This window comes from Escherichia sp. Marseille-Q3837 (genome assembly GCF_916618735.1).
GTDB classification, from domain to species: domain Bacteria; phylum Pseudomonadota; class Gammaproteobacteria; order Enterobacterales; family Enterobacteriaceae; genus Escherichia; species Escherichia ruysiae.
The window spans coordinates 3,011,801-3,029,536 of sequence record NZ_CAKAKC010000001.1; the positions used below are offsets into that span (position 1 = coordinate 3,011,801).

Sequence of the window (17,736 nt, forward strand, 5' to 3'; positions counted from 1 at the left end):
ACGTAAAGTAGTGTCTAATTACCTGCCTCGCAAACTCCAGCCTTCAAATATCTATTTCAGGTCAAAAGATTGAATTATTCACTGGAGACGATTCGTAAATTAGCTGGATTTTTGGCTAAAGTTTCATTAGGATTTGTCTCATCAGTTGATTAATTATACCAATCGTTTAGCGTATTACTGATAAGTGATGGCGATTATATGAGGTTAGCAATGCCTTCTGGAAATCAGGAACCCCGCAGGGACCCTGAATTGAAACGCAAAGCCTGGCTTGCGGTATTTCTTGGTTCTGCGCTCTTCTGGGTGCTTGTCGCACTGCTAATTTGGAAAGTGTGGGGGTAAAGCATGGTCGTTCAGGAGCAGCATCAGATTGCTTTGCCACTGTCTCAGCATAGTGACAATGAAACGGAAACGAAACGGGAATGTTCAGTCGTTATTCCGGATGGCTGGAAACTGACGTCGCAACAGCAAGCGTTTATAGAGATGTTTGCTGAAGATGAGCAGCAGAAACAATAATTATCATCATTCTTATTATCCGATATATTCGTGAATTAAACGGTTTTTAATACACCACAGCAATAAAAGGTTGAATAATTTCAACAGAAAGTAATAACAAGTGAGGGGTGTAGCCTATGATCACCACAAATATGAAATATTGGTCCTGGATGGGCGCATTTTCTCTGTCGATGCTCTTCTGGGTTGAACTCATCTGGATAGTTGCTCACTAATCTCTGACCTCGCTGTGGCGAGGTTTTTCTTTTCTTATCCGCAAGATTTCTCCTCTTTTATCAATTTGGGTTGTTATCAAATCGTTACGCAATGTTTGTGTTATCTTTAATATTCACCCTGAAGAGAATCAGGGCATCGCAACCCTGTTATTAAGGAGGAGCTATGTCGTCAACCCTACGAGAAGCCAGTAAGGACACGTTGCAGGCCAAAGATAAAACTTACCATTACTACAGCCTGCCACTTGCTGCTAAATCACTGGGCGATATCACCCGCCTGCCTAAGTCACTCAAAGTTCTGCTCGAAAACCTGCTCCGCTGGCAGGATGGTAACTCGGTTATCGAAGAGGATCTCCACGCGCTGGCGGGCTGGTTGAAAAATGCCCATGCTGACCGTGAAATTGCCTACCGCCCGGCAAGAGTGTTAATGCAGGACTTTACCGGCGTGCCCGCTGTCGTGGATCTTGCGGCGATGCGAGAAGCGGTAAAACGTCTCGGCGGCGATACCGCGAAAGTGAATCCACTCTCACCGGTCGATCTGGTAATTGACCATTCGGTGACCGTCGATCGTTTTGGCGATGATGAGGCATTCGAGGAAAACGTGCGTCTGGAAATGGAGCGAAACCACGAACGTTATGTATTCCTGAAATGGGGACAGCAGGCCTTCAGCCGTTTTAGCGTTGTGCCGCCAGGTACAGGGATTTGCCATCAGGTTAACCTCGAATATCTCGGCAAAGCAGTGTGGAGCGAATTGCAGGATGGTGAATGGATTGCTTATCCGGATACGCTCGTCGGCACCGACTCACACACTACGATGATCAACGGCCTTGGCGTGCTGGGGTGGGGCGTTGGTGGGATCGAAGCAGAAGCCGCAATGTTAGGCCAGCCGGTTTCCATGCTTATCCCGGATGTTGTGGGCTTTAAACTTACCGGAAAATTACGTGAAGGTATCACCGCCACAGACCTGGTTCTCACTGTTACCCAAATGCTGCGCAAACATGGCGTGGTGGGGAAATTCGTCGAATTTTATGGTGATGGGCTGGATTCGCTGCCGCTGGCAGATCGCGCCACCATTGCCAATATGTCGCCAGAATATGGCGCGACCTGCGGCTTCTTCCCAATCGATGCGGTCACCCTCGATTACATGCGTTTAAGCGGGCGCAGTGAAGATCAGGTCGAGCTGGTCGAAAAATATGCTAAAGCGCAGGGTATGTGGCGTAACCCAGGCGATGAACCGATTTTTACCAGTACGTTAGAACTGGACATGAATGACGTTGAAGCGAGTCTGGCGGGGCCAAAACGCCCACAGGATCGCGTTGCACTGCCCGATGTACCAAAAGCTTTTGCCGCCAGTAACGAACTGGAAGTGAATGCCACGCATAAAGATCGCCAACCGGTCGATTATGTTATGAACGGACATCAGTATCAGTTGCCTGATGGCGCAGTGGTTATTGCTGCCATCACGTCATGTACCAACACCTCTAATCCAAGTGTACTGATGGCCGCAGGCTTGCTGGCTAAAAAAGCCGTAACTCTGGGCCTGAAGCGGCAACCGTGGGTCAAAGCGTCGCTGGCACCGGGTTCGAAAGTGGTTTCTGATTATCTGGCAAAAGCCAAACTGACTCCGTATCTCGATGAACTTGGCTTCAACCTTGTGGGATATGGCTGTACCACCTGTATTGGTAACTCTGGTCCGTTGCCCGATCCTATCGAAACTGCAATCAAAAAAGGCGATTTAACCGTTGGTGCGGTGCTGTCCGGCAACCGTAACTTTGAAGGCCGTATTCATCCGCTGGTTAAAACCAACTGGCTGGCTTCGCCGCCGTTGGTGGTTGCCTATGCGCTGGCGGGAAATATGAATATCAACCTGGCTTCAGAGCCTATCGGCCATGATCGTAAAGGCGATCCGGTATATCTGAAAGATATCTGGCCATCGGCACAAGAAATTGCCCGCGCAGTAGAACAGGTCTCTACAGAGATGTTCCGTAAAGAGTACGCAGAAGTTTTCGAAGGGACAGCTGAGTGGAAAGAAATTAACGTTGCGCGATCCGATACCTACGGTTGGCAGGATGATTCGACCTATATTCGCTTATCGCCGTTCTTTGATGAAATGCAGGCAACACCAGCACCTGTGGAAGATATTCACGGTGCGCGGATCCTCGCAATGCTGGGGGATTCAGTCACCACTGACCATATCTCTCCGGCGGGCAGTATTAAGCCCGACAGTCCGGCGGGTCGATATCTACAAGGTCGAGGTGTTGAGCGGAAAGACTTTAACTCCTACGGTTCGCGGCGCGGTAACCATGAGGTGATGATGCGCGGCACATTCGCCAATATTCGCATTCGTAACGAAATGGTGCCCGGTGTTGAAGGTGGAATGACGCGGCATTTACCTGCCAGCGATGTCGTTTCTATTTATGATGCAGCGATGCGCTATAAGCAGGAGAAAACGCCCCTGGCGGTGATTGCCGGTAAAGAATATGGTTCTGGCTCCAGCCGTGACTGGGCGGCAAAAGGTCCGCGTCTGCTTGGTATTCGTGCCGTGATTGCCGAATCGTTTGAACGAATTCACCGCTCGAATTTAATTGGCATGGGCATTCTGCCGCTGGAATTTCCGCAAGGCGTGACGCGTAAAACATTAGGGCTGACCGGGGAAGAGAAGATTGATATTGTCGATCTGCAAAATCTACAACCGGGCGCGACGGTTCCGGTGACGCTGACGCGTGCTGATGGTAGCCAGGAAGTTGTGCCGTGCCGTTGTCGCATCGACACCGCGACGGAATTAACCTATTACCAGAACGACGGTATTTTGCATTACGTTATTCGTAATATGTTGAAGTAACGAGTATTTGCTTGCCGGAAGTAAGATAACCGGCAAGCAAATTAACTTTACAACGTAAGTGGGTTATTTGTTCAGCAAATGCCCCATTTTCTCGGCTTTGGTATCGAGATAATGTTCGTTATTGGGGTTACGACCAACAATCAACGGCACGCGTTCAACAATATTAATCCCGGCTTCGGTCAGAATTTCGACTTTTTTCGGGTTATTGGTTAACAAACGGACTTCATTGACACCAAGGAGTTTGAACATATCAGCGCAAAGAGTGAAGTCGCGCTCATCTGCAGCGAAGCCTAACTGGTGGTTAGCCTCTACGGTGTCGTAACCTTGATCCTGCAATGCGTAAGCGCGAATTTTATTCAGCAGACCAATGTTACGACCTTCCTGGCGGTGATACAGCAAAATACCACGGCCTTCTTCGGCGATTTGCGTCAGCGCCGCTTCCAGCTGGAAGCCACAATCGCAGCGCAAGCTGAACAGGGCGTCACCGGTCAGACATTCGGAATGGACGCGCGCAAGTACCGGGGTATGCCCGGAAATATCGCCATAGACTAGCGCGACATGATCGTGTCCGGTTGCCAGTTCTTCAAATCCCACCATCAGGAAATCGCCCCATGGGGTTGGCAGTTTGGCTTCTGCCACACGTTTAAGCTGCATGAAATTCTCCAGATAATGCTGGTTCTGTATTGGCTTATTTTGCCATAACGCGAAGGCGTTCACCTAATCACGACGCGTCGATCGTTCACTGAATGGCACAAATCTGTCAATTTTTCCAGGTCAGGGCATTTTCAGTTATGATTGTGAGAATTATAAGAAAGGAGAGACCATGCGTTCGATTGCCAGACGTACCGCAGTTGGAGCTGCACTATTACTTATCATGCCTGTAGCGGTATGGATTTCTGGCTGGCGTTGGCAACCAGGAGAGCAGAATGGGGTGTTAAAGGCGGCTTTTTGGGTCACTGAAACTGTCACTCAGCCCTGGGGCGTTATTACGCATCTGATTTTATTCGGCTGGTTCCTTTGGTGCCTGCGTTTTCGGATCAAAGCGGCAATTATGTTGTTTGCCATACTGGCTACGGCGATCCTGGTCGGACAAGCGGTAAAATCCTGGATTAAAGACAAAGTTCAGGAACCGCGCCCGTTTGTTATCTGGCTGGAAAAAACACATCATATTCCGGTTGATGAGTTCTACACTTTAAAGCGTGCAGAGCGCGGAAATTTAGTGAAAGAACAGTTGGCTGAAGAGAAAAATATCCCGCAATATTTGCGAACTCATTGGCAGAAAGAGACCGGTTTTGCCTTTCCTTCTGGTCACACAATGTTTGCTGCCAGTTGGGCTCTGCTGGCCGTTGGGCTGTTATGGCCGCGTCGGCGAACCGTAACCATTGCACTCTTGCTGGTTTGGGCAACGGGAGTCATGGGAAGCCGCCTGTTGCTTGGGATGCATTGGCCGCGCGATCTGGTGGTGGCTACGTTGATTTCGTGGACGCTGGTCGCGGTAGCAACCTGGCTTGCACAACGTATTTGTGGGCCATTAACACCACCACCGGAAGAAAATCGTGAGATAGCGCAACGAGAACAAGAAAGTTAATACTGGTTGAATTTCTGAATTTAACCCTCAAATCATCAACAATGATTGTGGCTACCATTTCGCAGACGTCGTGAAAATGGTAATTTAAAGGGCTATTGCGGTAAGTTGACCATAATTTATTCGCTCTAACCACATAACGGGAAGTAATGTGAAATATTTACTCATTTTCTTACTGGTGTTAGCGATTTTTGTGATTTCCGTCACATTAGGTGCGCAGAATGATCAACAGGTAACATTTAATTATCTGTTAGCGCAAGGGGAGTATCGTATCTCTACTTTGCTGGCGGTATTGTTTGCTGCGGGTTTTGCTATCGGTTGGTTGATTTGTGGCCTGTTCTGGCTGCGAGTTCGTGTTTCTCTGGCGCGCGCTGAACGTAAAATAAAGCGACTGGAAAACCAGCTTTCACCTGCGACTGGCGTGACGGTAGCGCCTGATTCGTCAGTGGCGAAGGAATAACTTTCTATGCTGGAGTTGTTGTTTCTGCTCTTGCCTGTAGCCGCTGCCTATGGCTGGTATATGGGCCGCAGAAGTGCGCAACAAAACAAGCAAGATGAAGCCAACCGCCTGTCACGCGATTACGTTGCAGGGGTTAACTTCCTGCTTAGTAATCAACAGGATAAAGCGGTTGATCTGTTCCTCGATATGCTCAAAGAGGACACTGGCACCGTTGAAGCCCATCTTACGCTCGGAAATCTGTTCCGTTCGCGTGGCGAAGTCGATCGCGCGATTCGTATTCATCAAACCTTAATGGAAAGTGCCTCGTTGACTTATGAGCAACGCTTGCTGGCAATTCAACAACTGGGGCGTGATTACATGGCGGCGGGTTTATACGATCGCGCGGAAGATATGTTTAATCAACTGACCGATGAAACTGACTTCCGTGTTGGCGCATTGCAACAGCTGTTACAAATCTATCAGTCTACCAGTGAATGGCAGAAAGCAATTGATGTTGCAGAACGCCTGGTGAAGCTGGGCAAAGATAAGCAACGCGTCGAGATTGCCCATTTCTACTGTGAACTGGCGCTCCAGCATATGGCCAGCGACGATCTTGATCGCGCTATGACCTTGTTGAGAAAAGGGGCGGCGGCAGATAAAAACAGCGCCCGCGTATCCATCATGATGGGACGTGTGTTTATGGCGAAAGGAGAATACGCCAAAGCGGTCGAAAGCCTGCAACGCGTCATTTCCCAGGACAGAGAACTGGTCAGCGAAACGCTGGAAATGCTGCAAACCTGCTATCAGCAACTGGGTAAAACTTCCGAATGGGCAGAGTTCCTGCAGCGCGCGGTGGAAGAGAACACCGGTGCCGATGCTGAGTTGATGCTTGCAGACATCATCGAAGCGCGCGAGGGCAGTGATGCCGCTCAGGTCTATATTACGCGCCAACTACAACGTCACCCGACCATGCGCGTGTTCCACAAGTTAATGGATTACCACCTGAATGAAGCAGAAGAAGGGCGCGCTAAAGAGAGCCTGATGGTGCTGCGTGACATGGTTGGTGAGAAGGTGCGTAGTAAGCCGCGTTATCGTTGCCAGAAGTGTGGTTTTACCGCATATACGCTCTACTGGCATTGTCCATCATGTCGGGCCTGGTCAACCATTAAACCCATTCGCGGCCTTGATGGACTGTAACTTCTAAAAAAAATCCAACTTTAGTTACAACATCCTTATTGTTACTCTCACATTTTGCTTCGGCAACTCCAGCGTAGAAAAGCCTGACAGGGGAGAAATCGCAACTGTTAATTTTTTATTTCCACGGGTAGAATGCTCGCCGTTTACCTGTTTCGCGCCACTTCCGGTGCCCATCATCAAGAAGGTCTGGTCATGACGTTAACTGCTTCATCTTCTTCCCGCGCTGTTACGAATTCTCCTGTCGTTGTTGCCCTTGATTACCATAATCGTGACGCCGCGCTGGCATTTGTCGACAAGATCGACCCACGTGATTGTCGTCTGAAAGTCGGCAAAGAGATGTTTACGCTGTTTGGGCCGCAGTTTGTGCATGAATTGCAACATCGCGGTTTTGATATTTTCCTCGATCTGAAATTTCACGACATTCCCAACACCGTAGCGCACGCTGTGGCAGCAGCGGCTGACTTAGGCGTGTGGATGGTGAACGTTCATGCCTCAGGTGGGGCACGTATGATGACCGCAGCACGTGAGGCGCTGGTTCCGTTTGGTAAAGATGCACCGCTATTAATTGCTGTGACTGTATTGACCAGCATGGAAGCCAGCGACCTGGCCGATCTTGGCGTGACACTGTCACCAGCGGATTATGCAGAACGTCTGGCGGCATTGACGCAAAAATGTGGCCTTGATGGTGTGGTGTGTTCTGCTCAGGAAGCTGTGCGTTTTAAACAGGTATTCGGTCAGGAGTTCAAACTGGTTACGCCGGGCATTCGTCCGCAGGGGAGTGACGCTGGTGACCAGCGCCGCATTATGACGCCAGAACAGGCGTTGGCGGCTGGAGTTGATTATATGGTGATTGGTCGCCCGGTAACGCAATCGGCAGATCCAGCGCAAACGCTGAAAGCGATCAACGCCTCATTACAACGGAGTGCATGATGAGTGATTCCAACAGCCGTCTGGTTTACTCAACGGAAACCGGACGTATTGATGAGCCAAAAGCGGCCCCTGTACGCCCTAAAGGCGACGGCGTGGTGCGCATTCAACGTCAAACCAGTGGACGTAAAGGAAAGGGCGTTTGCCTGATCACTGGAGTCGATCTCGATGATACCGAGCTGGCAAAACTGGCGGCTGAACTGAAGAAAAAATGCGGCTGCGGCGGAGCAGTAAAAGACGGAATTATCGAAATCCAGGGAGATAAGCGTGATTTATTAAAATCACTCCTTGAAGCGAAAGGAATGAAAGTAAAACTCGCGGGCGGGTAACAAAAAAAGCCACGGAAATATTCCGTGGCTTTCGTTTATTTTACTGTGTGTACTATTCAGTTATTTCGTAATGAACAGAGTCAAGCGTATTATAATTGCGAGTCGCTTATCGACATTTATTTACGATTATTTACCGACCTGGTGACCGATAATACCACCAACTGCTGCACCACCTAATGTACCCAACGTGCTGCCATCAGTCAGTACTGCACCACCTAAAGCCCCTGCGCCCGCACCGATTGCGGTGTTGCGATCTCGTTTAGACCAATTAGAACAGGCGCTTAGAGACATTGCCAGTGTAATTGCCAGAACAGCAGCGGTCATTTTTTTGCTCGTTACAAACATAATACTCTCTCCTGAATTTATGATTCACGGAAGTAAGCTCTCTATAACTATAATAGTTTAGAATACATCCGTTAAAATAATTCCGTGAAATCCTCTCGCGCGCAGGGTTATATCACGCAGGTGATAGTGACTTCCTGTTATATCGCTGATAATAAGTTTATAACTTTAGGATGTTAATAACAGGTAAATAGTCTTAATTATCAACCAGGAATCATCTTAGAGCGGATGATTTGCGTCAGGGTAAATCATCCGTAGGGAAGGAAAATGATTACATGTCAACGACGTGAACGATTAATTTACTGTGTTCTAAATGCATCGTATCGCTGGCGCGAATCTTCGAATCGGTTATAACACGCTTGATTCTCTCCACAGGACCGATGGAGTAAGAGTGTATGGCACCAAACTTAGAACTGTCAGTCAGGACTATGACTTCGCATTCTTTTTCCAACACGGCATTGACCACATCGGTACGCATCATGTCGCGACCTGTAAATCCAGTTTCAGGTTGCCAGCCATCGATACCAATAAATGCCTTACTGAAATGCACCTGTTGGATGCACTGACGTGTCAGTGGGCCAACCATACTTTCGCTTTTTTTCTGGTACACGCCGCCAAGTAAAATGACTTCACAAGGCGCGTCTTTCAGTAAATGCGCTATATAGCTGCTGACCGTAATGATGGTGACATTTTTCTTCTGCTCACCTAATGTGCGAGCCAGAAGGGCATTACTGCTACCATTCTCGATAAAGATGGTTTCACCCGGTTGAACCAGTGAGGCGGCAAACTCGGCGAGTTCACGCTTCAGCGTATAATTACTCATCATACGGGTTTCGACGTCATCACTATCAAGCGAAACAGCAAAGCCATGTGCACGGCGTAGATAGCTAAGTTTTTCGAGGGTGTTGAGATCCTGGCGAATGGTAACTTCGGAAACTCCAGTGGCTTTTGCCAGATCGGTTACACTAACCTGACCCTGCTCAATGACCATCTGTAGAATAGTTTGTTGTCGGGAATTCATCGCTGTAATTCTTATAACGTTATAATACTAAATAAAAAATGCTGACGCGCCGGGCATCCTTAAATAGGGAAACCTGAAAGCACGATTGTTAAATCTCCCACGGTGCCTTCGGGATGTCTGGCGTAGATGCAGCAACCTGGCGCAACAGTTCTGCTTTAAGTATCTCGAGATTATGGATCGCAGAGTGGTAATCGCCCGCCACAAGGATATCTAACACAATATCAATACGTTCGGCAACGCGTTGGGCATCAAATTCAGACATCAGGGTATCCTCAAGGCAAAAAAGTGAAAATGAATAATGCAAAAATTGCCGCTAAAAGAGAAGTGTTTAACGGCAAAGGCTAATTATCATTCATTAATACGATATGTAATGGAATTATATACTGTTACATTTATATATTCGTCTCTTTATGCGCGCTTCAGATAACGTTTATACCAGCGTTCAAAAGCCACGGCAGGCATCGGTTTAGCAAACAAAAATCCTTGTCTCTCATTGATGCCATTTTTGGTCAAAAAGGCATCTTCTTTTGCACTCTCTACACCTTCGGCAATCACCTGAAGATTGAGCGCCTGAGCCACGGCGACGATCGCACGTACCAGCGACTGCGAGACTGGCTGTTTGTGAATATCACGGACAAAAACCTGGTCGAGTTTTATAGCATCGATGGGGAATCGTGCCAGTTGGGAAAGAGAAGAGTAACCCGTGCCGAAATCATCCAGATGAACCTGTGCGCCTAATTGACTGAATTGCTGAATAACGGAAAGCGCCAACTGATCGTTTTCAATCAGACAGCTTTCAGTCAGCTCGACATCAATAGGGCAATACTCAAATTTAAGTTCCTGGAGTACCTGTTTCAGGTCAGTGAAAATGGTTTGATCGGCAAGTTGGCGTGCTGAGACATTCACCGCAACCCGAAGATTAATGCCTTTATCTCGCCATTTTGCTACCTGGCGCACGACGTCGAGAATAACCCAACGGCCTAGAGGCACAATCAGACCGGACTCTTCGGCATAGGAAATAAAGTCCAGAGGGGGAATTAAGCCACGTTCGGGAGACTGCCAGCGTACCAGGGCTTCCAGACTGCGTACTTCACCCCGCCAGGTGATTTTCGGCTGGTAGTGAATAACTAACTGATCGTTTTCCAGAGCTTTACGCAGGTTGGTATCCAACCACAGATATTCGAATACCCGTTGATTCATTTCCGGCGAAAAGACGCAAAATTGTCCTCGTCCGCCTTCTTTGGCACTGTACATTGCCGTATCGGCATGGCGAATAATCGCTGCGCTGTCTGATCCATGTTGCGGTGAAAGTGAAATACCAATTGAACAGCCGGTATAAACTTCGATTAAACCGATGCGAAAGGGTTGGCGCAGGCGGGTCAAAATCCGCGATGCCATTGCTTCCAGGGCACTTTGCGAGGTGTTTGGTGCGAGTACCAGAAATTCATCGCCGCCAAGACGTGCTAACACCTGATCCTGCTCAAGACAGCTTAAAATAGCCAGTGAAACCTCGCGTAACAGCTGGTCGCCAAACAAATGCCCGTAGGCATCGTTCACTTTTTTAAAATTGTCTAAATCGAGATAAACCACTCCGACTTTACCCTCGTCGGCCTCATTAATGGCGTAGTCGATTAATTCCTGCATTGCGTTACGATTCGGTAGCCCGGTGATGCTGTCAGTGTTAGCCAGGATTCGCAAGCGTTCCTGGGCGTGACGTTCTTCGGTGATATCGGTGCCGGAACAGATTAAATAGATCTCATTTTTGCCGCTACCGCTGTGGACAAATTTGTTGCGAAACAGAAACAGCCGCTGACCTTTGCGCGTCTGTACCCAACGCTCGACTTCATAGGCGTTGCCACTACGAAAAAAACTGCTGTTGTTACGCCGGGAGATCGCGGCTTCACGGCGACTCATAAACAATTTAAACACACTTTGCCCAATGACATCGTGTTCTTTCAGCCCTGTGTATTCTTCGCATAACCGATTAAAACGCTGGATATTCCCTCGGCTATCCAGAATCACTATTGCGGAATGTGCTTCAGAAACCACCTGTTCAGCAAAGGAAAGTCCGTGTGATAAATCACGAGCAACCGCTGGTGTGTCATGCCATGCCGACGCGTTGCCACCCCATTCGCGCTTATTGATTTTTCGTCCCACCAGATGGACAGAAAGGTCGCTCTCATCGACTGTCAGGCTCATCATCAGGCTGGAGGTGATGACCGTCATTTCCCGGATACGAGCAGCCTGTTCGGCAGATAACTGCAGAGTACGTTCAGGTTCTGTTGTTTCAGTGGTGGAAAAGCGCAAAACATCACTGTTTTCCGACAACCGCCAGTATGGGTTGTGCGAGCCGAGAAAGTTGTACAACGTTGTGGACTCCCTAACGGTTTTCATGATGCATACCCTACGGTTAACGGCGAAGCTCACCATTAAATGAAAGGTTCAACATGACTTACATGAAATTAATGTCGGCTAAACGTATTGTTTTATTTATATATTTATTTGTAATCCAGTTTTGGGAAAACGCCAGTTTTCAAACGGAAGTCATTAAAAAAAATCTGCTGAGATAAAACGAAGGCGAAGGGAGGGGGAAAAGCAAACGGCCCATCGGTAATGAACGGGCCGTGAAAGGGGATTACGCGACCGGGCGCGCAATAATACTACGGGTTTCCATGCGTACTTCTGCGATGGTGACGTCGATAACGTCGGTTACCTTGTAAACCGTTTCACCTTTAATTTGTACGGTGCCGTTTTCCTGACTGCAAACCAGTTCATCGCGCACGGCGTGTAAGAATGGTGCAGGGATAAAGGCGATTGCGCCGTTATCGACCAGCCGCACACGCATACCGCCACGGCTGATATCGACGATTTCCGCCGCAAAACGGGTATCGGTTCCGGCTTTATCTTTCAGGAAACGTGCGTATAACCAGTCGCCGACATCACGTTCTGCCATTCGGTTGAGGCGGCGACGCTCTGCCATTTGGACGGTGATCTCATCCTGTGGACGCGTCGCTGTTTCGCCTTTGATGATCGCTTTCAGCAGACGATGGTTGATCATGTCGCCATACTTACGAATCGGTGAAGTCCAGGTGGCATACGCTTCCAGACCGAGACCAAAGTGAGGGCCAGGTTCGGTGCTGATTTCTGCAAAAGACTGAAAACGGCGAATGCGGCTGTCAAGGAAACCTGTCGGTTGCGCATCCAGCTCACGGCGCAGTTTGCAGAAGCCGTCCAGTGTGAGCACTTCTTCGGCGTCAACATGTAGGCCGTGCGTTTTCAGTAATGCTGCCAGCGCGTCGGCATTTGCCGGATCAAAGCCCATATGCACGTTATAGATACCGAAACCGAGCTTATCGCGCAGCACGCGAGCCGCACATATGTTGGCGGCGATCATCGCTTCTTCGACGATACGGTTGGCAATACGACGCGGTTCAGCGACGATATCCAACACTTCACCTTTTTCACCCAGAATAAAACGGTAATCCGGGCGATCTTTAAACACCAACGCATGGTTATTACGCCATTCGCCGCGACGCTGGCAAATTTGCGCTAACAGGCGGATTTGTTCCGCAATCGCATCACTTTCTGGTTGCCAGTCACCGGTGTTTTCCAGCCAATCGGAAACCTGGTCATAAACCAGTTTCGCTTTGGATTCGATGGTGGCAGCAAAAAATTCGATGTCGTCTTCAATGGTGCCGTCAGCGGATAGCGTCATCCGACATGCCAGCGCCGGACGCACTTCATTGGCACGCAGGGAGCAGAGATCGTCGGAAAGTTCCCGTGGCAGCATTGGGATATTGAAGCCTGGCAGATAGTTGGTGAACGCACGAATTTTCGCGGCTTTGTCCTGCTTGCTGCCTTCTGCGATCCACGCGGTTGGGTCGGCAATCGCCACAATCAACTGTAGTTTGTCATCCGGCAGCGCCCTGGCGAAGAGGGCATCATCCATATCTTCCGTGCTGGCGCTGTCAATGGTGACAAAGTCCAGTGCAGTCAGATCTTCACGTACCAGACCTTCATCGAGCATTTCGGTAGCGACACCGTCTGGCGCTTCTTTTTCCAGATTATGGCGTGCCAGGGTTACCCACCACGGCACGAAATGGTCGTCACCAAAAGTGATGTATTGTGTCAGTTCCGCATAGAATGAGCGATCGCCTTTCAACGGATGGCGGCGCATTTCGGCAACCGCCCAGTCGCCTTCTTTAAACTCATGGGTCAGGCCACGAGCCGCGCGACAAGGAATGGCGTCTTTTAAGAGTGGATGATCAGGAACGATGGCCAGACGGTCATTTTTGCCCTGAACTTTCCCCACAAAACGAGTCAGAAACGGTTCAACCAGTTCTTCTGGCTCTGCGGATTCACGTTCTTTTTCACTGTGGATCACCGCGATAATTCGGTCGCCATGCATGACTTTTTTCATCTGCGGCGGCGGAATGAAATAACTTTTCTGTGCGTCGACTTCCAGGAAGCCAAAGCCTTTTTCAGTGGCTTTTACCACCCCTTCAGCGCGGGGCGTCTGGGAATGCAGTTGCTGTTTAAGCTGCGCTAGCAGCGGGTTGTCCTGAAACATAATTGTCTATTTTGGTGGCCATTAGAGCGGCTGACAGTTTTACGCGATTCTGCCTGACGCAGCAAGGTTAATGTGTTTCACCCAACGCGATTTTTAAGCGATTTATCCAACCACAAAACCCGCTCCATACCAGCAGATTGATAACCTGAGCTGATGATATTTCATGTTCGAGTAATGGGCTAAACTGGGCGGCGCTAAAGCGATCGGGTGCTCGTGTCAGCCATTGTATCGCCTGAACGGTAGCGCGCTCAACAGAATGACGGTCAGCCCATTGGTTTATTTCGTTTTCGCCCTGAAACAGAATGCATATTGCTTCTTTATATTCAACATTTGAATGAATTAAAGAGGTGAAACAGGCAACGCTCCCGTTAATTCGTGCACTGAGTAAGGCAGCAAGTTGATGGCTGGATTTTGTTGTTACCAAGGAACTGGATAGCAACGTCACAAAGAGTGAAAGTGAGGCAGGGTGCAGATTCAATATTGCTATCAGTTGGCGGAGTTCGGATGGTAGCTGTCGGAGAGCATTCATCTCTTGCTCTTGCGGATATTTATCCACTTCGTAGCAGGCACGCCAGCCAGTTGATGCTTCAGCAAAAAGTGAACCGTCTGCGTAGCTTTGCACTTCCAGACCGGGTAGCCAGCGTATCGGATGCTCAAGATAAGCCTGAAATGTGGCGATCGCTCGCGCCTGAAAACCAACAAAGCCGATGATTTGATTGATAATTACACAGTCCCAGGCGGTAAGCCCGACATCGTTAAGATGCTGGCGGGACTGACCGTCGATAATAGATGGAGAACCAGCCAGTTGACGGGCATATTGCGTGATTTGCGCCAGCCGATGATTGCTTTCCCTGGAGGAGTCTGGCCCGGGAAGCGGTGTCAGACGCGCGGAATAGTAGTTGCATAACCGCTGGACGCCGCAGACCTGGGCAACCGTCAGGGCGGTCGTCAGGCGTTCATAGGCGGTGAATGTTTGTAAGCGTGTCACTGCAAGCTGGTCGGGGAATAACTCTACAGCAAGAGCACGCGCCGGGATCAGCCACGAATGAAAAGGATCAAGTGTTTCTTCATCAAGGATCACGTCGAGCAGAAAAGGATCGGTTACCTTTGCGGCTCCCGGAACCAGTGGCAAAACGTCATACTCCGAAGTACTGGATTGCGTTTCATGATACCAGTGGCTTTTGCTGGTAATGTGGCGTTGTTCCATGGGTACTCCTTGGTCGTAAAGGAAATCGTTATCCTGACGCAAGGCTGGGAGGGGAGAAAGACGGATCGGCGATAACAAATATCAGAAAGGTATAACAGAGAAATCGGGCGGCAGAACGCCGCCCATCTTTACCAACAGAACGATTATTTCAGTTCCAGTTCGTTCATGGCAGCGATGCTGAAACCGCCATCAACGTGAACGACTTCACCGGAGATACCAGCGGAGAGGTCGGAGCACAGGAACGCTGCAGAGTTACCTACATCTTCAATGGTAACGGTACGACGAATCGGTGTAACCGCTTCGCAGTGAGCCAGCATTTTACGGAAGTCTTTGATGCCGGAAGCCGCCAGAGTACGGATCGGACCCGCAGAGATGGCGTTAACACGCACACCTTCCGGACCCATCGCGTTAGCCATATAGCGTACGTTCGCTTCCAGAGACGCTTTTGCCAGACCCATAACGTTGTAGTTCGGGATAGCGCGTTCGGCGCCCAAGTAGGAGAGGGTCAGCAGGGCAGAACCCGGATTCAGCATGGAACGGCAAGCTTTTGCCATTGCAACGAAGCTGTAAGAGCTGATGTCGTGGGCAATTTTGAAGCCTTCACGGGTAACGGCGTTAACATAGTCACCATCCAGCTGATCGCCAGGTGCAAAACCAATAGAGTGTACGAAGCCGTCAAATTTCGGCCAGATTTTACCCAGTTCAGCGAACATGGTGTCGATGCTGGCATCTTCGGCAACATCGCACTGCAGAACGATGTCAGAACCTAATTGAGCGGCAAATTCTTCTACGCGGCCTTTCAGTTTGTCGTTCTGGTAGGTGAATGCCAGTTCAGCTCCTTCGCGGTGCATCGCCTGAGCGATACCGTAGGCGATGGACAGTTTGCTGGCAACACCGGTTACCAGAATGCGCTTACCGGAAAGAAAACCCATAGCTTTAATCCTTATTGTTGATGCTTGTTGTGCCTGAAAATCAGGCGATTCGTCGTTTAAATAAACAGTACGAACAGATAAACGGTTATTATAATCAACCTGGCTGTGGGTGGCTATAGTTGCCAGGTCCGACCGGAGCAGGGCGCGGGCAGGGTGGGGGCTTTTCCCCTCACCCTAACCCTCTCCCCAGAGGGGCGAGGGGATCGTATTGTGCAAATATTGTCACCCCAGCAACAAACAGGCACATACAGCCCCCTAGTCCTTTCAGGGAGAGGGCTGGGGTGAGGGTGACCGGCGATTCAGTCCTTGCCGAATATTCTTCACCATCCGACTCCATGTTTTCACCACAGCAACTACCCGATTCAGTCGGCTCCCTTGCCCTTTCAGGGAGAGGGCTGGGGTGAGGGTGACAGGCGACTCAGTTCCTGCAGAATAATCTCCAGCACCGCCTCCTCATTACAATCAATCTCGTTATTCCAGAAACGCAGCACGGTCCAGCCCTGCGACTCAAGCCAGCGTGTGCGCCTGGTATCATAGGCAACTGTCGAATCATGCTGCCCACCATCCAGCTCAACTACTACACGCGCCGAGCAGCAGGCAAAATCGAGAATGTAGCTCCCCACCGGATGTTGACGGCGAAATTTGAAATCACCAAAACGTCGGCTGCGAAGATATCGCCAGAGCTTTCGTTCCTGCGGGGTGAGATTGCGTCTTAAATAACGCGCATTTGATTTTATTTTATCCATCCACTCATTCTGACAAGATTTAATCCCTTGTCAGAATGAGGTGAATTATCTGGAAGGCGGGTTCAGAAAATCAACGATCTTTGCGCCACGCATCCGCCGTCAACGCTTCGCCAAAGTGCCCGGAAATGAGCCGTTTGGTGAGTTCATGTAGCGGCGATGCCAGCACGTCAGCCGTACTACCGCGCTCGACCACTTCACCCTGATGCATGACCAGAACCTGGTCGCTGATATGCTTCATCATCCCGATATGTTGGGTAACATAAATATAAGAAATGCCCTGTTTCTCTTGTAGCTCCAGCATCAGATTAATCAACTGCGAACGCATCGACATATCCAGCGAGGCGAGAGCTTCATCCGCGATAATAACTTTTGGGCGCAATATCAGCGCGCGCGCCAGACCCAGACGTTGTTTTTGCCCTGGTGCCAGCATATGCGGATAGTAACTGACGTGATCCGGTAGCAGCCCGACCATACGCATTGTTTCAATAATCTGTTTGCGGCGCTGTTCAGGTTCCAGATCGGTGTTCAAACGCAGAGGAAAATCAAGGATCTGCGAGATACGCTGACGCGGATTCAACGAGGTCGATGGATCCTGAAAAATCATGCGAATCCGCTGGCTGCGGAAGGAGTAATCGCCAAAATGCAGCGGATGATCGTCAATCAATAACTCGCCGCTGGTTGGCTCAATCATTCCTGCCAGCATTTTCGCCAGCGTCGATTTACCGGAGCCGTTTTCACCAATAATCGCCAGCGTCTGGCGTTCACGTAGCGTAAAGCTCAAGGGTTTTACGGCTTCTACGGTCTGACGACGAAACCAGCCAGTTCGGTAGCGGAACGTTTTGCTTAAATTACGCACTTCGAGCAGCGTTTCGATCAT

Annotated in this window: 20 protein-coding genes; 10 read left to right on the forward strand and 10 right to left on the reverse strand. The window is 49.5% G+C overall.

The window, feature by feature from the left end; all coding sequences use genetic code 11:
- Positions 1-198: 198 nt before the first annotated feature.
- From LG381_RS14380 to acnA, 4 genes are all read left to right on the forward strand, one after another.
- Positions 199-339, forward strand: coding sequence for a YmiA family putative membrane protein (locus tag LG381_RS14380; RefSeq protein ID WP_001234284.1), 141 nt, complete (start codon positions 199-201; stop codon positions 337-339).
- A 3-nt stretch (positions 340-342) separates the two neighbouring features.
- Positions 343-513 carry a hypothetical protein gene (locus LG381_RS14385; RefSeq protein WP_000261429.1) on the forward strand — a complete coding sequence of 57 codons (171 nt, stop codon included), beginning with the start codon at positions 343-345 and terminating at the stop codon, positions 511-513.
- Between the two features lie 116 nt (positions 514-629).
- Complete coding sequence (ymiC, locus tag LG381_RS14390; RefSeq protein WP_016158389.1) at positions 630-725, forward strand: small membrane protein YmiC; 96 nt, start codon at positions 630-632, stop codon at positions 723-725.
- 163 nt (positions 726-888) lie between these two features.
- Entirely contained in the window at positions 889-3,564 is a 2,676-nt protein-coding gene (acnA, locus tag LG381_RS14395; protein ID WP_225762565.1) for an aconitate hydratase AcnA, read from the forward strand.
- A 63-nt stretch (positions 3,565-3,627) separates the two neighbouring features.
- On the opposite strand, the gene ribA is transcribed toward acnA, so the two are convergent.
- The gene (gene ribA / locus LG381_RS14400; RefSeq protein WP_001176295.1) at positions 3,628-4,218 is read right to left on the reverse strand and encodes a GTP cyclohydrolase II; all 591 of its coding nucleotides are present in this window, start codon (positions 4,216-4,218) and stop codon (positions 3,628-3,630) included.
- 169 nt (positions 4,219-4,387) lie between these two features.
- Between ribA and pgpB the strand changes: the two genes are divergently transcribed.
- From pgpB to yciH, 5 genes are all read left to right on the forward strand, one after another.
- Positions 4,388-5,152 (forward strand): phosphatidylglycerophosphatase B, encoded by a 765-nt coding sequence (gene pgpB / locus LG381_RS14405; RefSeq protein WP_225762566.1) that lies wholly within the window; start codon positions 4,388-4,390, stop codon positions 5,150-5,152.
- Positions 5,153-5,300: 148 nt separating this feature from the next.
- Complete coding sequence (gene lapA / locus LG381_RS14410; protein WP_000876289.1) at positions 5,301-5,609, forward strand: lipopolysaccharide assembly protein LapA; 309 nt, start codon at positions 5,301-5,303, stop codon at positions 5,607-5,609.
- A gap of 6 nt (positions 5,610-5,615) precedes the next feature.
- Positions 5,616-6,785 carry a lipopolysaccharide assembly protein LapB gene (gene lapB, locus LG381_RS14415; RefSeq protein ID WP_105280527.1) on the forward strand — a complete coding sequence of 390 codons (1,170 nt, stop codon included), beginning with the start codon at positions 5,616-5,618 and terminating at the stop codon, positions 6,783-6,785.
- A gap of 192 nt (positions 6,786-6,977) precedes the next feature.
- The gene (pyrF, locus tag LG381_RS14420) at positions 6,978-7,715 is read left to right on the forward strand and encodes an orotidine-5'-phosphate decarboxylase (protein WP_000176261.1); all 738 of its coding nucleotides are present in this window, start codon (positions 6,978-6,980) and stop codon (positions 7,713-7,715) included.
- Positions 7,715-8,041 carry a stress response translation initiation inhibitor YciH gene (gene yciH / locus LG381_RS14425; RefSeq protein WP_010344773.1) on the forward strand — a complete coding sequence of 109 codons (327 nt, stop codon included), beginning with the start codon at positions 7,715-7,717 and terminating at the stop codon, positions 8,039-8,041. Before pyrF ends, yciH begins: the two co-directional genes overlap by 1 nt.
- A gap of 126 nt (positions 8,042-8,167) precedes the next feature.
- Here yciH and osmB read toward each other — a convergent pair whose 3' ends face one another.
- From osmB to pdeR, 4 genes are all read right to left on the reverse strand, one after another.
- Positions 8,168-8,386: an osmotically-inducible lipoprotein OsmB gene (gene osmB / locus LG381_RS14430; RefSeq protein ID WP_000498252.1), complete on the reverse strand. Its 219-nt coding sequence runs from the start codon at positions 8,384-8,386 to the stop codon at positions 8,168-8,170.
- A 268-nt stretch (positions 8,387-8,654) separates the two neighbouring features.
- On the reverse strand, positions 8,655-9,404 hold the full coding sequence (locus LG381_RS14435; protein ID WP_001088636.1) for a DNA-binding transcriptional regulator YciT: 750 nt from the start codon (positions 9,402-9,404) through the stop codon (positions 8,655-8,657).
- Positions 9,405-9,492: 88 nt separating this feature from the next.
- Positions 9,493-9,666, reverse strand: a complete 174-nt coding sequence (gene yciZ / locus LG381_RS14440) for a protein YciZ (RefSeq protein ID WP_001288366.1) — start codon at positions 9,664-9,666, stop codon at positions 9,493-9,495.
- 146 nt (positions 9,667-9,812) lie between these two features.
- Positions 9,813-11,798: a cyclic di-GMP phosphodiesterase gene (pdeR, locus tag LG381_RS14450; RefSeq protein ID WP_000859925.1), complete on the reverse strand. Its 1,986-nt coding sequence runs from the start codon at positions 11,796-11,798 to the stop codon at positions 9,813-9,815.
- A 53-nt stretch (positions 11,799-11,851) separates the two neighbouring features.
- Here pdeR and LG381_RS14455 point away from each other — a divergent pair, with 53 nt between their 5' ends.
- Positions 11,852-11,974, forward strand: coding sequence for a hypothetical protein (locus LG381_RS14455; RefSeq protein WP_000221851.1), 123 nt, complete (start codon positions 11,852-11,854; stop codon positions 11,972-11,974).
- Between the two features lie 65 nt (positions 11,975-12,039).
- Here LG381_RS14455 and LG381_RS14460 read toward each other — a convergent pair whose 3' ends face one another.
- The 5 genes from LG381_RS14460 to sapF form a co-directional block, all read right to left on the reverse strand.
- Positions 12,040-13,974 carry an exoribonuclease II gene (locus tag LG381_RS14460; RefSeq protein WP_225762568.1) on the reverse strand — a complete coding sequence of 645 codons (1,935 nt, stop codon included), beginning with the start codon at positions 13,972-13,974 and terminating at the stop codon, positions 12,040-12,042.
- A 67-nt stretch (positions 13,975-14,041) separates the two neighbouring features.
- Positions 14,042-15,181, reverse strand: a complete 1,140-nt coding sequence (locus tag LG381_RS14465; RefSeq protein ID WP_225762569.1) for a CMD domain-containing protein — start codon at positions 15,179-15,181, stop codon at positions 14,042-14,044.
- A 143-nt stretch (positions 15,182-15,324) separates the two neighbouring features.
- The gene (gene fabI, locus LG381_RS14470) at positions 15,325-16,113 is read right to left on the reverse strand and encodes an enoyl-ACP reductase FabI (protein WP_225762570.1); all 789 of its coding nucleotides are present in this window, start codon (positions 16,111-16,113) and stop codon (positions 15,325-15,327) included.
- 383 nt (positions 16,114-16,496) lie between these two features.
- Positions 16,497-16,859: a DUF559 domain-containing protein gene (locus LG381_RS14475; RefSeq protein WP_000357908.1), complete on the reverse strand. Its 363-nt coding sequence runs from the start codon at positions 16,857-16,859 to the stop codon at positions 16,497-16,499.
- A 70-nt stretch (positions 16,860-16,929) separates the two neighbouring features.
- Positions 16,930-17,736, reverse strand: a complete 807-nt coding sequence (gene sapF / locus LG381_RS14480) for a peptide ABC transporter ATP-binding protein SapF (RefSeq protein WP_000573415.1) — start codon at positions 17,734-17,736, stop codon at positions 16,930-16,932.

Coding starts and splice junctions, on each gene's coding strand:
- fabI (WP_225762570.1), bottom strand. CDS start 16,113: ATGGGTTTTCTTTCCGGTAAGCGCATTCTGGTAACCGGTGTTGCCAGC.
- LG381_RS14465 (WP_225762569.1), bottom strand. CDS start 15,181: ATGGAACAACGCCACATTACCAGCAAAAGCCACTGGTATCATGAAACG.
- LG381_RS14435 (WP_001088636.1), bottom strand. CDS start 9,404: ATGAATTCCCGACAACAAACTATTCTACAGATGGTCATTGAGCAGGGT.
- LG381_RS14475 (WP_000357908.1), bottom strand. CDS start 16,859: ATGGATAAAATAAAATCAAATGCGCGTTATTTAAGACGCAATCTCACC.
- lapB (WP_105280527.1), top strand. CDS start 5,616: ATGCTGGAGTTGTTGTTTCTGCTCTTGCCTGTAGCCGCTGCCTATGGC.
- LG381_RS14455 (WP_000221851.1), top strand. CDS start 11,852: ATGACTTACATGAAATTAATGTCGGCTAAACGTATTGTTTTATTTATA.
- pgpB (WP_225762566.1), top strand. CDS start 4,388: ATGCGTTCGATTGCCAGACGTACCGCAGTTGGAGCTGCACTATTACTT.
- sapF (WP_000573415.1), bottom strand. CDS start 17,736: ATGATCGAAACGCTGCTCGAAGTGCGTAATTTAAGCAAAACGTTCCGC.
- pdeR (WP_000859925.1), bottom strand. CDS start 11,798: ATGAAAACCGTTAGGGAGTCCACAACGTTGTACAACTTTCTCGGCTCG.
- ymiC (WP_016158389.1), top strand. CDS start 630: ATGATCACCACAAATATGAAATATTGGTCCTGGATGGGCGCATTTTCT.
- yciZ (WP_001288366.1), bottom strand. CDS start 9,666: ATGTCTGAATTTGATGCCCAACGCGTTGCCGAACGTATTGATATTGTG.
- yciH (WP_010344773.1), top strand. CDS start 7,715: ATGAGTGATTCCAACAGCCGTCTGGTTTACTCAACGGAAACCGGACGT.
- LG381_RS14460 (WP_225762568.1), bottom strand. CDS start 13,974: ATGTTTCAGGACAACCCGCTGCTAGCGCAGCTTAAACAGCAACTGCAT.
- LG381_RS14380 (WP_001234284.1), top strand. CDS start 199: ATGAGGTTAGCAATGCCTTCTGGAAATCAGGAACCCCGCAGGGACCCT.
- LG381_RS14385 (WP_000261429.1), top strand. CDS start 343: ATGGTCGTTCAGGAGCAGCATCAGATTGCTTTGCCACTGTCTCAGCAT.
- ribA (WP_001176295.1), bottom strand. CDS start 4,218: ATGCAGCTTAAACGTGTGGCAGAAGCCAAACTGCCAACCCCATGGGGC.
- acnA (WP_225762565.1), top strand. CDS start 889: ATGTCGTCAACCCTACGAGAAGCCAGTAAGGACACGTTGCAGGCCAAA.
- pyrF (WP_000176261.1), top strand. CDS start 6,978: ATGACGTTAACTGCTTCATCTTCTTCCCGCGCTGTTACGAATTCTCCT.
- osmB (WP_000498252.1), bottom strand. CDS start 8,386: ATGTTTGTAACGAGCAAAAAAATGACCGCTGCTGTTCTGGCAATTACA.